12 protein-coding genes are annotated in these 13351 nt (G+C 56.2%); 6 read left to right on the forward strand and 6 right to left on the reverse strand.

Annotation, left to right across the window (positions count from 1 at the left end):
* Positions 1-19 precede the first annotated feature (19 nt).
* Both prmC and moeB read left to right on the forward strand, forming a co-directional pair.
* Positions 20-967, forward strand: coding sequence for a peptide chain release factor N(5)-glutamine methyltransferase (prmC, locus tag ACK3CJ_RS02670; RefSeq protein ID WP_409524853.1), 948 nt, complete (start codon positions 20-22; stop codon positions 965-967).
* Positions 957-1715: a molybdopterin-synthase adenylyltransferase MoeB gene (gene moeB, locus ACK3CJ_RS02675; protein ID WP_409524854.1), complete on the forward strand. Its 759-nt coding sequence runs from the start codon at positions 957-959 to the stop codon at positions 1713-1715. The genes prmC and moeB overlap by 11 nt, the downstream gene beginning before the upstream one ends.
* Before the next feature lie 61 nt (positions 1716-1776).
* On the opposite strand, the gene ACK3CJ_RS02680 is transcribed toward moeB, so the two are convergent.
* The 6 genes from ACK3CJ_RS02680 to ACK3CJ_RS02705 form a co-directional block, all read right to left on the reverse strand.
* Positions 1777-2733 (reverse strand): AEC family transporter, encoded by a 957-nt coding sequence (locus ACK3CJ_RS02680; protein ID WP_409524855.1) that lies wholly within the window; start codon positions 2731-2733, stop codon positions 1777-1779.
* 57 nt (positions 2734-2790) lie between these two features.
* Entirely contained in the window at positions 2791-3285 is a 495-nt protein-coding gene (locus ACK3CJ_RS02685) for a SixA phosphatase family protein (RefSeq protein WP_409524856.1), read from the reverse strand.
* 89 nt (positions 3286-3374) lie between these two features.
* A complete protein-coding gene (locus tag ACK3CJ_RS02690; protein ID WP_409524857.1) occupies positions 3375-3866 on the reverse strand; it encodes a c-type cytochrome in 492 nt (163 codons plus the stop codon).
* Positions 3867-4040: 174 nt separating this feature from the next.
* Positions 4041-4931: a DMT family transporter gene (locus ACK3CJ_RS02695; protein ID WP_409524858.1), complete on the reverse strand. Its 891-nt coding sequence runs from the start codon at positions 4929-4931 to the stop codon at positions 4041-4043.
* Between the two features lie 92 nt (positions 4932-5023).
* The gene (locus ACK3CJ_RS02700; protein WP_409524859.1) at positions 5024-5818 is read right to left on the reverse strand and encodes a copper resistance protein NlpE N-terminal domain-containing protein; all 795 of its coding nucleotides are present in this window, start codon (positions 5816-5818) and stop codon (positions 5024-5026) included.
* Between the two features lie 49 nt (positions 5819-5867).
* A complete protein-coding gene (locus ACK3CJ_RS02705) occupies positions 5868-7580 on the reverse strand; it encodes a potassium/proton antiporter (protein WP_409524860.1) in 1713 nt (570 codons plus the stop codon).
* Positions 7581-7790: 210 nt separating this feature from the next.
* On the opposite strand from ACK3CJ_RS02705, the gene ACK3CJ_RS02710 reads away from it, so the two are divergent.
* The 4 genes from ACK3CJ_RS02710 to ACK3CJ_RS02725 are packed head-to-tail and all read left to right on the forward strand — an operon-like array spanning position 7791 to position 13314.
* Complete coding sequence (locus ACK3CJ_RS02710) at positions 7791-8975, forward strand: acetyl-CoA C-acyltransferase family protein (RefSeq protein WP_409524861.1); 1185 nt, start codon at positions 7791-7793, stop codon at positions 8973-8975.
* A 37-nt stretch (positions 8976-9012) separates the two neighbouring features.
* Positions 9013-10101 (forward strand): WD40/YVTN/BNR-like repeat-containing protein, encoded by a 1089-nt coding sequence (locus ACK3CJ_RS02715; protein WP_409524862.1) that lies wholly within the window; start codon positions 9013-9015, stop codon positions 10099-10101.
* 1 nt (position 10102) lies between these two features.
* Positions 10103-12490, forward strand: a complete 2388-nt coding sequence (locus tag ACK3CJ_RS02720) for an efflux RND transporter permease subunit (RefSeq protein ID WP_409524863.1) — start codon at positions 10103-10105, stop codon at positions 12488-12490.
* A complete protein-coding gene (locus ACK3CJ_RS02725; protein WP_409524864.1) occupies positions 12490-13314 on the forward strand; it encodes a universal stress protein in 825 nt (274 codons plus the stop codon). The genes ACK3CJ_RS02720 and ACK3CJ_RS02725 overlap by 1 nt, the downstream gene beginning before the upstream one ends.
* Positions 13315-13351 lie beyond the last annotated feature (37 nt).

The following is a 13351-nucleotide window of genomic DNA, read 5'->3' on the forward strand; positions in this document are numbered from 1 at the left end:
AGGCTGAATGAGGTTTGCTGTGAGAATTGATGAAGCGCTGTTACTCTCTGAGCGACTGAAAGCGGTTTCAGATACGGCGCGTCTGGATGCCGAGTTACTGCTGTGTCATCTGCTGACCAAACCTCGCAGCTATCTGTTTACCCGCCCCGAAGCGATGCTTGATGACGATGTGGCCAATCAATTTGAGGCTCTGATGGCGCGACGTGAAACGGGCGAGCCTGTTGCACACCTTATCGGCACGCGTGATTTCTGGACCCTGACACTGGAGGTCAGCCCGTCGACACTGATTCCCCGGCCGGATACCGAAACACTGGTGGAAGCCGTGTTGCAGCGCTTCACTCAACCCGGATTACGTGTTGTAGATCTGGGCACGGGGACTGGTGCGATTGCGCTGGCGCTGGCATCTGAGCGGTCTGACTGGCAACTGGTGGCCGTTGATCGCATGCCGGATGCCGTGGCGTTGGCCCGGCGTAATCGTGATCGCTTACAGCTGAGTAATGTCGATATCCTGGAGGGAAGCTGGTGCGAGCCTCTGCAGGGGCAGTATGATCTGATTGTCAGCAACCCTCCCTATATTGAGCCGGACGATCCACATCTGCAGCAGGGCGATCTGCGCTTTGAGCCGCACTCAGCGCTGGTGGCGGGCGAGCAGGGCTTGTCCGATATTCAACTGATTGCGGATCAGGCGCGGGGGCATCTGGTTGAGAGTGGTTGGCTGATCTTCGAGCATGGCTATAATCAGGCGGAGCAGGTGCAGGCGCTGCTGAGTGAGCTGGGTTATTCGGAGTTGTTTACTCAGCGAGATCTGGGTGATCAGCCGCGTGTCACGGGTGGATGTTATTCATCCAGTGATACGCAGACCCCTGTTCAGACAAAACAGCACACAGAACAGCAGTCAGAGCAGCAGGCAAAGCCGCAGACAGACCCGCAAAACCAACTACAGGCAGGGCCAGACGATGTTGAGTGATGATCAATTACTGCGTTACAGCCGGCATATCATGCTGCCTGAGGTGGAAGTAGCCGGGCAGGAGATCTGGCTCAACAGCCGTGTGCTGATTCTTGGTCTGGGTGGTCTGGGTAGTCCTGTTGCAGCCTATCTGGCCGCCGCCGGTATCGGCGAACTGGTGCTGGTGGATGATGATGAGGTGGATCTGAGTAATCTGCAAAGGCAGATATTGCATGGACAGGACCGCATCGGTATGGCCAAGGTCGAATCTGCCCGGTGTTCGCTGCTGGCGCTCAACCCAGATATCCGCATCACTACCCTGCAGCAGCGTCTGGATGGCGAATCGCTGGCGCAATGGGTAGCACAAGTCGATATGGTGATGGATTGCACGGATAACTTCACGACCCGTTTTGCCCTCAATCGCGCATGTTTTGCCGCCGGTGTGCCACTCGTGTCGGGAGCCGCGATCCGCTTTGATGGGCAGATCAGTGTTTATGATCCACGCACTGCCGACTCACCCTGCTATCAGTGCCTGTATGGTGGTGGCGATGATGAAAATCTGACCTGTTCCGAATCCGGTGTGCTGGCACCGCTGGTGGGCATCATCGGCGCGATGCAGGCGATGGAGGGGCTGAAACTTCTTGCAGGCATTGGACGTCCGTTGACCGGGCGCCTGCTGATTCTCGATGGTCGGCGTATGGAGTGGCGCGAGTTACGATTGCATAAAGACCCAGCCTGCCCTGTCTGTGGTCAGGCAGAGCCGGTCTGAGATAGGCTGTCATGAGTGTTCGCGGATGCAGGCAGGTCTGAAACCTGCCCACAGCCTGCGACTAAATTACCCCGAGCACTCTGACCAGATAGATGGCCGAGCTGATGGTGATCACTGAGCCCAGCGTAGTGGTCAGTACGATATTCGCGGCCAGCTGGGCATTGCCCCCCATCGCTTTGGCCATAACAAAACTCGCTGCCGCCGTCGGGCAGGCGAAGAGCACCATCATCAGCGTCAGCTCCTGCCCGCGGAATCCGACCAGCCAGGCACCCAGCGTCAGAAACAGCGGTAACAACAGCAGCTTTGTGGCCGTGGCCCAGGAGGCCATGATCGAGCTGTCGCGCAGGCTTTTCATACTCAGCGTGCCACCGATTGTCAGTAGAGCCAGTGGCAGGGTCAGGTTGGCGAAATAGCGCCCGGTGGTGGATACCACCTCAGGCAGCGGCAGTGCGAAGTAGGACACCGGCAGCGCCAGCACCACAGCAATGATCAGTGGGTTTTTCAGTATCTCGATCCCGGCCGAGGCCAGATTCAGAGAACGCTCTTTCCTCAGCGGCAGCATGATGCAGATGATCGCCATCACATTATACAGAGGAATCACCAGCGCCAGCAGCAGTGACCCCTGAGCAAGACCGGATTGACCAAACAGGTTGAAGCTGACCGCCAGGCCGATGATGCCGAAATTGCTGCGAAAGGCGCCCTGGACAAAAACACCCAGATCTTTCGGATCCTTGATCCAGCGTGCGGCGAGGATCCAGATAATGGCATAGGTCAGGAGTGTGCCGATCACGACATAGGTGAGCTGTCCGGGATTGAACACCGCCTGAAAGTCCATCTGCGCGATCGACATGAACACCAGTGCCGGCAGCGTGATGGTGAAGACAAGCTTAGATCCGACAGCGATGAAAGACTCATCAATCACCTTGAGTCTGCGCAGCAGATAGCCGAGAAATACGATGAAGAAAATGGGTGTGACAATATTGGCAGTAAAGCCAAAGGTTTCCAGATAGAGATCCAAGGTTCTGCTTCCAGGTTCAGTTACAGGAAAGTAGAGGAGCTGTCAGGATTGGCTTTATTATTGGTGTAGTTTGGGATAATCCAGTTGCAACAGGATACCACAGGATTGGGCAACTTCGCGCCATTCCAGCACACTGATCTGAATAAATTGCACGCCGGAGGTTGGGAAGTGGCTGATATTCTCACCCGTCAGATAGTTGCCGAGATCCATTAATCCCGGGTTGTGGCCGACCAGCATGATGTGGCGAAAATTGTCCGCCTGGCTCTGGATCAGGTTGAGCAGTGTTTCGTAACAGGACTCATACATCTCGGGAACGGCACGGCAGTCTTCGAAAGCGAAGTTCAGCGTCTGAATAATACGCTCAGCAGTTGCTGTTGTGCGCAGCGCGCTGCTGTAAAGCAGTAGATCCGGAGTTGGTGAAAACGTACAGAGGCGCTCTGCCAGGCCAGGAAGGTCCCGCTTCCCACGGGTGCTCAGAGGGCGTTCGAAGTCACTCAGATCAGGATGCTTCCAGCTGGATTTGGCATGCCGTACAAGCGTCAGTCGCTTCATCTTGCATCTCCTTTGTAGTCGCAGTGACGTCCAACCCGTTAATACTGGATCGAAATGGCGGTGAAAGCAAAAAATTACTTTGTTTCTTCCTACCGGTCCCGGTATTGTTGGGTTTTATTGGCTTGCCAGGCTTGGGTTTTGGCTGGCCAGTGGCTCTTGATATAGGCCAGTACAGCCATGATCTCTGCGTCACTCAGGTGCTCACCGAACGCCGGCATATCGCTCTGGTAGCCGTCCGGCGCATAGGGTGGCGCCAGGCCGGTTCGGATGATGCCGAACAGCACCTGATCCGGGTGGTGCCAGGTATGGCCGCTCTCGTCATGCGGTGGCGCCGGCATCCGATCGTTCGGTAACCGCTTCTTCCAGTCGGGCTGCCCTTGCAGTTGGTCGCCGTGACAGGCTGCGCAGTACTGCGCATAGACGACCTGGCCAGCGGCGACTTGTGCCACGTCAGCAGGATCGGCCTGAATGCGCGCATCCGACCACCACTGCACGGCCACAGCGCCGCCCAGACCGGCTAGTATCAGACCGAATACCAGCCAGGACATCACTCTGGATACTGATTGCGAAACTGTTTCCATCCTCTGCCTCCGTAAAACCCGGTTGGTACCGGGTGCTTGTTCCAGTTGATTTATTCGAAGGCGAAGACCTTCGGCATGCCGTTGGCGAAGACCGCCCTGTACCGTCGCGGCCCGGCAAGTCAACATCAAGCATAGACCTCTCAGGTGGGCAAGGAAGGGCGCGCGATGTGCTTTTTAAGCGCTCTTGTCGCGAAGCCCCGGCAGTCGATGCCCGAAAAAGAACAGAGCAAGTCCACCAACTACGATCAGACTTCCACCCATCAGTGTCGTGGTGAGTGGTTCATTATTCAGCCAGAAGCCCAGCAGCAGCGCAAATACAGGTGTGATCAGCGTGATCAGCGCAACCGTGCTCGGCGGTAGATGGCGCAATACATGGTAGTAGGCGACAAAGCCAATTAATGATCCGAGCAGGGCCAGGTAGAGAATGGCCCAGATAGAGCGGCTTTGAAACAGATCAACGGGCATCTGGGCACCCATCAGATACCAGGTGATACCGAAGCAGGGCAATGAAAAGAGCAGGGCGCCGACAGTCTGCGCCAGTGGATGTATCTGCACTGCCATCTTTTTCACCATAACACCGCTGAAACTGAACAGTGTTGCCCCGAGCAGTAGCAGCAAAATACCCGGCCAACTGCCCGGCTTCAGGGCGATGTCATCTGAAAAAATCACCAAAAGCCCGCAGATTGCTACTGCACAAGCGAACCAGCGCAGGGTGGTGAAGGCGTTATCCTTGAGTATCCACTGGCTCATCAGGCCGGATATTATCGGCGCCAGTCCGAACAGTACTGACATCAGGCCGCTGGGAATAAAGCGCACAGCCAGATAAGCACAGCACATGGCACCGAATACGCCAATGGCGGCATAGCCATAGGTCTGCAGGGCGGCTTTATTCCAGGGCAGTTCAATACGGGTCACGCGCATAATCAACCAACCCAATGCGGCAGCTATACCCATCCGCAACCAGGCAGCCATAACTGGATCAACGCTTTCGCTACTCCAGAGAATCGCCAGTGGTGTGGTGGCCCAGATCAGCAGTACGGCCAGATAAGAGACGGGAACGGGCATGTGACACTCCTTGGTATCCCGGCTTTAGCGGGATTTTCAGACTTTTGGTCTGTGGTATTCATGGTATGTGGGGAGGTATTCCCCAGATCTGTTCACTCCGGGCAGGGTTGTCCTGGCCAGAGGGTGATGAGCTGTTGAACCACTAAAGTGGGTTGCAGTCGTGTCTCCTCCATGTCGGACAAAGACTCAATTCTGGCCACCAGATGTATCAGCAACGGTTCTGCGGGTGTCAGGCGCGCTCCCAGATAGGCTTTCTCAACGCTCAGATAGGCTTCTTGCATGGCGACAGGAAAGCGCAGGCCTGTGGTGCACTCAACAAAGCTGGCTGCATCCGCCATATAGGTGAATTGTCCCTGCAGTGGCAGCGCAAACTGCCTGGACAGGGTATCTTCCTGTCGTGTCAGGCGGTAGTTGAGGTTTGAGCTGATGATCTGGCCTGATGGATCAAGGAGTTCCAGGTCGCCTTGATCCAGCAACTGAAACATCTGGTTGCCATCGTTTTCTGACAGAGTCAGAGTGTTGTCGTCCAGGCGCCACTGTCCGATGCTGTCAAACGTGCCAGGTGTTCGGTCCTGATAATGCCGGCGCAGCAGGTAGCTCTGATTACTGTGCAACAGCAGTTGATAGTCTATGCCGGGGCAGGAAGCACAGGGTAGTGTGCCTGCAAATACCGCCGGGAACTCTGCAAATGGCGAGTGAGTAGTGGCCAGGTCCTGCGAGGGAGATGCCTGTTCGGATTCCTGAGGTGAAACAGGTGCGCAGCCGCTGGACAGCAGGGCACCGATCAAAAGTGCACTTACCAGTAAGCTGTTGACCACAAAAGCAGGATACGAAAGTCTGCTGGTGAGAATACGGTCGATTGCGCGTGAACCCTTGGAGATAAACATGCCATTCCTTCGCTTTCAGAGTGCTGAACAGATCAGACGTGATGAGGTGTCAGCCGGCAGACAGCTTCAGACCGACTCGTAGAATCTTATCACCTTCCACTGCTTTAACCACCAGTGTGACCGGGCCAACCTTGACCCTGTCGCCGACAATCGGGTGTCCTGGCAGATGTGAATCGATATAGTCACAGAGTAACTGCTCAGGGTCACTTTCAGGAATAGGGATACCGAAACTTTTTTCCAGATCGCCCAGTGTAATTTCCCCATTGAGCTCAAACAGACCGAAGAAAACATTCTCGCGCAGTGCAGGAATTTTGGCGGTTGAGCTGAAGAGTTTTGCCAGTGTTTGCTCGGCAGTGGTCGGGCCGATCACGGCGATACGATCTCCCCCTTGCAGTTTGAACTGCTCATTCACCGCCTGTATCTCATTGTTGCGCATCACTGCACTGACCACTACCTGTTCCGGCAATTTGATGCCGTTCAATGAGCGCGGCGGTGTCCAGTGCTCGCCATCCAGTTCGAACAGCATCAGTTTATGATCGGCATGGTCAGACCATTCCAGCGTCACCTGTTGCAATGGCTTTGATTCTGCAGGCAATTCCAGCTTCAGCCAGCGAGCGGCCTGAGCCAGAGATGCGCCCTGAATAACCAGCGACGCCACGACAACAATAAAGGCGACGATGGGAAACATGCCGGCATTGGGAATGCCTGCAATCAGCGGAAACAGCGCCAGTACGATCGGAACAGCCCCGCGCAGGCCGACCCAGGCAATAAATATCTGCTCCCGGAATCGAAATCCAAAAGGCCACAGGGTCATGAAGACCGCCACCGGTCTTGCAACCAGAATCAGTATTGCCGCCAGCAGCAGGCCTTCGCCGATAAAGGTGATCTTGTCACCATGTGCCAGCAGCAGCCCCAGCATCAGGAACAGGCAGAGCTGCGCGAGCCAGGCCAGGCCATCGTGTACCTGAAGGATCTCCTCCATCTTTTTCAGGCGACTGTTACCGAGGATTACCCCCATCAGATAGATCGCCAGGAAACCGCTGCCATCAAGCAGGTAGGTGGCGGCAAATACTGACAGCCCGGTGGCTGTCACCAGCAGGGGATAAAAAGCCGAAATCAGCGGTATGGTCTTGAGCAGTCTTGCCAGGGCAATGCCGCCGAGCCAGCCTCCGACAGCACCGATCGCCAGTTGTTTGAACAGCAGCAGGGCCGACTCTCCAATGCCGGGAGGCTGATCACGGGTGATCAGCTCCAGCAGCACCACGGTGAGGAAGATCGCCATTGGGTCGTTACTGCCTGACTCTATCTCCAGCGTGGCACTGACACGTTCGTTCAGCCTCAAGCCATGATTCTGCAGCAAAGCAAAGACCGCTGCCGCATCGGTGGAGGAGATGATGGTGCCGATCAGCAGGCCGTAGAGCAGCGGCAGATCGAAGATCCAGACGGCGGCAAGGCCGGTGATGCCGGCGGTGATCACCACTCCAAGGGTTGCGAGCGTCAGAGCAGGCTTGAGGCCGACACGGAAGGTTTCAGCGCGGGTGCGCATACCGCCATCCAGCAGAATGATGGCCAGCGCCAGATGGCCGACGAGAAAGGTGGTATCGGTATCTGCAGGCAGGACGTGCCCGAAGCCGTTCTGTCCTGCCAGCATGCCGACGCCCAGAAACAGCAGCAGAACCGGCATGCCGATTCTGTTGGAAAGGGGGCTCAGAAGTATGCTGGCCATCAGCAGCGCTGAGGCAAGTAACAGGGTCAGAATCATGATGGCTCCGCAGGCAGTGGACTCAAGTTTAACCTTTAGTACCACTTTTTAGAATAAGGACTTATCCTTGAGTTCTTGAGTATATCAGGCACCACTGAACAATAATGTCAGCTAAACTGGTGGCATCTGTTATTGCCTGTTATTGCCTGTTTGGCGATGCTGTACGGTAATTCAGCCATCCAATATCAATAAATCAGGGTGTAGACAAACATGGCTAAGCAAGCGGTTTATGTAACAGGTGCAGTGCGTACGGCAATCGGAACTTTCGGCGGCTCTCTGAAGGATCAACCACCCACAGAGCTGGGAGGGCAGGTCGTGGCAGAAGCTGTGCGTCGCTCCGGTCTGGACAGCGCCGTCATCGGGCATTGTGTGTTTGGCAATGTCGTGCCTACCGAACGCCGTGATCTGTATATGGCACGTGTGGCGGCATTGAAAGGCGGATTGCCCGATACGACACCGGCCCTGACCGTCAACCGTCTGTGTGGCAGCGGGCTGCAGGCGATCATCTCGGCGGCGCAGCAGCTTGAGCTGGGTGTGTGTCAGTCAGCGGTTGCTGGTGGTGCCGAATCGATGAGCCGGACTAACTACTGGGTGCCATCGGCGCGCTGGGGACAGCGTATGGGCGATGCTCAGATGCTGGATTCCATGGTCGGCGCACTGACCTGTCCGATGGAGAATATCCATATGGGGATCACCGCCGAGAATATTGCCGAAAAATGGCAGATCAGCCGCGAGATGCAGGATGAGTTGGCCGTGCTCAGTCATCAGCGTGCTCAGGCGGCGATTGAGAAGGGTTATTTCAGCGATCAGATTTTGCCGATTGTGATGTCCGGCCGTAAGGGTGAGGTGATATTCGATACGGATGAGCACCTGCGCCTCAACTGCACAGCAGATGATATGAGCAAGCTGCGCCCGGTGTTCAAGAAGGATGGTACGGTCACGGCGGGTAATGCGTCAGGTTTGAACGATGCCGCAGCAGCCGTTGTGCTGACTACCGAGGATCAGTTGGCCGCGAGCAGTGTGCAGCCGCTGGCACGTCTGGTGGATTATGCCTTTGCCGGTGTCGAACCACGCTACATGGGAATCGGCCCGGTACCGGCGGTGAATCGCCTGCTGGAGGCGACCGGCCTTAGTGTTGAGGATATCGATCTGTGGGAAGTGAACGAGGCGTTCGCTGCGCAGGCGTTGGCGGTGGTGCAGGATCTGCGAATTGATCCGGCGCGCGTAAACCCCAATGGCAGTGGTATTTCACTGGGACATCCGATCGGTGCAACCGGCGCCGTCATAACCGTCAAGGCGCTCTACGAACTGCAGCGTATCAAAGGGCGTTATGCCGTGGTCAGCATGTGTATCGGCGGTGGACAGGGTATAGCCGCTTTGTTTGAACGCGTCTGAGAGACTTAACCTGCTATACAAAAATAAGAAACGACTTATGCAGATACTGAAAAACTACAGATCCTGGCTCTGTGCCTTGTTACTCCTCAGCCCGGTGGTCCAGGGGCAGGTGCCGGACCGTCTTGAATCGCCTGCGCTGCAAACTCCCGCTGCCGAACAGTCCCTGCTGTTGTCGATCACTTCGGCGGGGCAGCGTCTGGTGGCGGTTGGTGATCAAGGGGTGATTCTGCTGTCGGATGATGCTGGCCTCAACTGGTATCAGGCCGAGGTGCCTGTCAGTACTCTGCTGACAGCTGTCTATTTTGCTGATGAGCAAAGCGGGTGGGCGGTCGGGCATGATGGCGTTTTGCTGCACACACAGGATGCCGGCAACCACTGGGAGTTGCAGTTGCAGGGAGAGCAGATCAACCAGTTGCGCATCGCTCACTATGAAGAGCAACTGGAAAGTCTGCAACAGGATCCCGAAGCCGACCCCTTTGAGCTGGAAGAGCTTGAGTTCGCCCTCGAAGATGCCGAGTTCGCCGCTGAAGATGGCCCGGTCAACCCGCTGCTCAATGTCTGGTTTCAGGACACTCAGACCGGTTTTATTCTCGGGGCCTATGGCCTGCTGATGAAAACCGCTGATGGTGGTCACAACTGGCAGTTTCTGACCGCTGCTCTGCCCAACCCTGATCGCTATCACCTCAATCATCTGATCGAACATCAAGGTGCGCTGTTCATTGCCGGTGAAGCCGGGTTATTGCTGCGCTCGGATGATGGCGGCGAGAACTGGTATGAGCTGGCGTCCCCCTACACAGGCTCTCTGTTTGCACTGGTCGAACATCAGGATGAGCTGTTGTTGTTGGGGCTGCGTGGCAATCTTTTCCGCAGTATGGATATGGGTAATAGCTGGCAGGCGGTTGTGACGGGTAGTCGTGCCTCCTTGCTCAGTGGTCACAGTGAAGATGGTCGCCTGCTGCTGGTGGGGCTGGGTGGCACCTTGCTGTCGGGGGCCGGCAGTCAGAATCTGCAACCCCTTGATGGTGGTCAGCGGCGTGCGCTGAGTGGTGTCGTGATGGCGGATGATCACTGGGTACTGGTCGGCGAACAGGGGCCGATGCGTCTATCCCTTGAAGGAGTAAACTGAAATGGGACGTCTGAGTCAGGCCATAGTCGCACCGCTGAAGCGTAGTGAGCAGGTTATTGAGCGGGTGCTGTTTCATCATCGCCTGCTGGTGATCTCCCTTTTTGTGCTGGTTACCTTGCTGCTCGTATGGCAGGCCAGTCAGATCAGGCCGGATGCCAGCTTTATCAAGATGATTCCATCCAGCCACCCCTATGTGGAAAACTATCTGGATTATCGCGATGACCTGTCTGGCCTTGGGAACAGTGTCCGTGTGTCGGTGGCGACCACGGGTGAAGATATTTTCAGCACCGACTTTCAGGATGTGCTGCGTCGGGTAACGGATGAACTCTTCTTTATCCCCGGTGTTGATCGCTCGGCAATGCAGTCTATCTGGACGCCCAATGTGCGCTGGACGGAGGTGACGGAAGAGGGGTTTGTCGGTGGTCCGGTGATTCCACCGGATTATGATGGCACTCAGGCATCTCTGGAGTCGTTGCGTCTGAACGTGCTGCGCTCTGGTCAGGTCGGGCGTCTGGTGGCAAACGACTTCCGCTCTGCCATCATTGAGGTGCCCCTGTTTGATCATAACCCCGAGACGGGGGAGCGACTGGACTACAATCAGCTGTCACAACAGCTGGAAGAGCTGGTCCGTGATCAGTACCAGAACGACAATGTCAGCATTCATATCACCGGCTTTGCCAAAATCGTCGGTGATCTGATCGATGGTGCCCGGCAGGTGGCCCTGTTCTTTGCCATCGCGCTGGTGATCACCACTTTGCTGCTGTATCTCTATTCGCGCAGTATCGCTGGCACCCTGATACCGATCGCCTGCTCGCTGATTGCCGTGATCTGGCAACTGGGGCTGTTGAATGCGCTGGGATACGGTATTGATCCCTATTCGATGCTGGTACCTTTTCTGGTGTTTGCGATTGCGGTCAGCCATGGCGTGCAGATCGTCAATACCATCCGCCTCGAAAGCCTGCAGGATCCCGATCCCTGGCTGTCTGCCAGGCGCGCGTTCCGGGTGCTTTATATCCCTGGCCTCACTGCATTGGTGTCTGATGGCATCGGCTTTTTTACCCTGATGGTGATTGATATTCAGGTGATTCAGGAGTTGGCAGTGGCGGCGTCGATGGGTGTGGCAGTGATCATTCTGACCAACCTGATTCTGCTACCGGTGCTGATGTCCTATGCCGGTGTCGGGCAGAAGGCGATCACGCACGCACGCAAACAGTCTCAGCAGGAGGGGCTTATCTGGCAACGTCTGAGCTGGTTTGCGACACCTGCCGGTGCCGGCGTATCGATCAGTGTTGCCGTGCTGGCGCTGCTGTATGGTCTGTATGCCGCCCAGGGGTTGCAGATAGGTGATCTCGACAGTGGTGCACCGGAGTTGCGTGCTGATTCACGCTATAACCTGGATAATGCTTTCATCACCGATAACTACTCCACCTCAAGTGATGTGTTTGTCGTGATGGCGGTGACGCCACCGGAGCAGTGCACCACCTATGAAACCCTGGCAGGCGTTGAGCGTTTTCAACACTTTGCGCAGGGTATCGAGGGTGTCCAGTCCAGTGTATCACTGGCGGATGTCTCCAAGCGTGTTACGGCGGGCCTGAATGAGGGTAACCCCAAATGGCGCGCGGTCAGCCGTAACCAGTTCGTGATCAACGCCTCATTGGCCTATGTGCCCGGTGGGTTGATGAATACCAACTGTTCGCTGCTGCCGGTGATCATCTTCCTGGATGATCACAAGGCTGCGACACTGGATCGGCTAAGCAGCTCAATCGAACAGTTTGCAGCAGACTACGACAGCGATGCACTTCGCTTCAAACTGGCGGCAGGCAACAGTGGCTTTGAAGCTGCGACCAATCAGGTTATCGCACGTGCTCAGTATGAGATGCTGGCCTGGGTTTATGGTGTGGTCAGCCTGCTGTGCCTGATCACCTTCCGTTCCATTCGTACCGTTGCGTGCATCATCACGCCGCTGGCGCTGACCTCGGTGCTGTGTCAGGCGCTGATGGCGCATCTGGGTATTGGCGTCAAGGTGGCGACACTGCCGGTGATTGCGTTGGGTGTGGGTATCGGGGTTGATTATGGTATCTATATCTACTCCCGACTCAGCAGCTATCTGGCGGAGGGGCTGGCACTGCGCGAAGCCTATCTGGAAACCCTGAAAACCACCGGCAAACCGGTTGCCTTCACCGGGCTGACATTGGCGATCGGGGTCATTCTCTGGGTCTTCTCGCCGATCAAGTTCCAGGCCGATATGGGCATCCTGCTGACCTTCATGTTCCTGTGGAACATGCTGGGCGCACTGCTGCTGCTGCCGGCACTGGCGTGTGTTCTGAAGCCTCATCCCGGCCAGCGTGATCCTGGTCTGCATAAATCAGTCAACCGAGGTGAATCCTGATGTCTGAGCAACAAATCCTGCTGATTTTGGATAAGGATGCGGCCAGCGAGGTTGCGCTGGCCAGGGCTGCTGAGTTGGCGCAACGTCAGCAGTTGCTGCTGACACTGTTGTGGCAGAGCGAGGCTGATAAGGCGGGCCTCTGGACACAACAGGTCCAGACACTGAAATCATCAGATATTCGCCTTGCGGAGCTCTGTCTCGCTGACGGCCAGTCATTGCTGAAACAGGTCATCGCCTTCACGGAGCAGCATCCTGATACGCTGCTGATCAAGGCCAGTGAAAAAGACCACAAGGGCTTGTTACCGCCGCTTGACTGGAAACTGCTGCGCAATGCCACCTGCCCGGTACTGTTAGTGAAACAACATAGCCAGTGGCAGGGTGGATCCATACTGGTGGCAATAGAGCCACTGACGAAGTCTCCTGAACGCCAGGCCTTGAACCGATCCTTACTGCAGATGTCACAGCAACTGGGACAGCTGTTCAACGCCACTGTACATCCAGTGATCGCCTGGGATACTCCAATGCTTGGCGATGAGCCGGAGCAGCTCAGTGATGAAGCGCAGCGTCAGCGTCATCAGTTTGCTACAGCAGCGCTGCTGTCTGATGCAGCTGTTGAGGCTGAATCTATCCTGATTGGGGAGGGGCCGGCCGAACACTGGATCGCCAGTGCTGCGGCAGATAGCAAGGCGGTATTATTGCTGATCGGAACACAGTCCAGGCGTGGTATTACCGGTGCGTTGCTGGGTAATACATCCGAGCAGTTGCTGGATCGGGTCAACTGCGACCTGCTGGTGCTGCCGGGCGCTCTGGGCGACGATATCTGATACCTGCTACACTCTTCTGAATCCCATGCAGTTCGGT

This window comes from Nitrincola salilacus, from assembly GCF_046271865.1.
Classification (GTDB): domain Bacteria; phylum Pseudomonadota; class Gammaproteobacteria; order Pseudomonadales; family Balneatricaceae; genus Nitrincola; species Nitrincola salilacus.

What these genes read in the sequence shown, in the direction of transcription:
- moeB (WP_409524854.1), top strand. Translation starts at nt 957, where the DNA reads ATGTTGAGTGATGATCAATTACTGCGTTACAGCCGGCATATCATGCTG.
- ACK3CJ_RS02685 (WP_409524856.1), bottom strand. Translation starts at nt 3,285, where the DNA reads ATGAAGCGACTGACGCTTGTACGGCATGCCAAATCCAGCTGGAAGCAT.
- ACK3CJ_RS02690 (WP_409524857.1), bottom strand. Translation starts at nt 3,866, where the DNA reads ATGGAAACAGTTTCGCAATCAGTATCCAGAGTGATGTCCTGGCTGGTA.
- ACK3CJ_RS02695 (WP_409524858.1), bottom strand. Translation starts at nt 4,931, where the DNA reads ATGCCCGTTCCCGTCTCTTATCTGGCCGTACTGCTGATCTGGGCCACC.
- ACK3CJ_RS02700 (WP_409524859.1), bottom strand. Translation starts at nt 5,818, where the DNA reads ATGTTTATCTCCAAGGGTTCACGCGCAATCGACCGTATTCTCACCAGC.
- ACK3CJ_RS02705 (WP_409524860.1), bottom strand. Translation starts at nt 7,580, where the DNA reads ATGATTCTGACCCTGTTACTTGCCTCAGCGCTGCTGATGGCCAGCATA.
- ACK3CJ_RS02710 (WP_409524861.1), top strand. Translation starts at nt 7,791, where the DNA reads ATGGCTAAGCAAGCGGTTTATGTAACAGGTGCAGTGCGTACGGCAATC.
- ACK3CJ_RS02715 (WP_409524862.1), top strand. Translation starts at nt 9,013, where the DNA reads ATGCAGATACTGAAAAACTACAGATCCTGGCTCTGTGCCTTGTTACTC.
- ACK3CJ_RS02720 (WP_409524863.1), top strand. Translation starts at nt 10,103, where the DNA reads ATGGGACGTCTGAGTCAGGCCATAGTCGCACCGCTGAAGCGTAGTGAG.
- ACK3CJ_RS02725 (WP_409524864.1), top strand. Translation starts at nt 12,490, where the DNA reads ATGTCTGAGCAACAAATCCTGCTGATTTTGGATAAGGATGCGGCCAGC.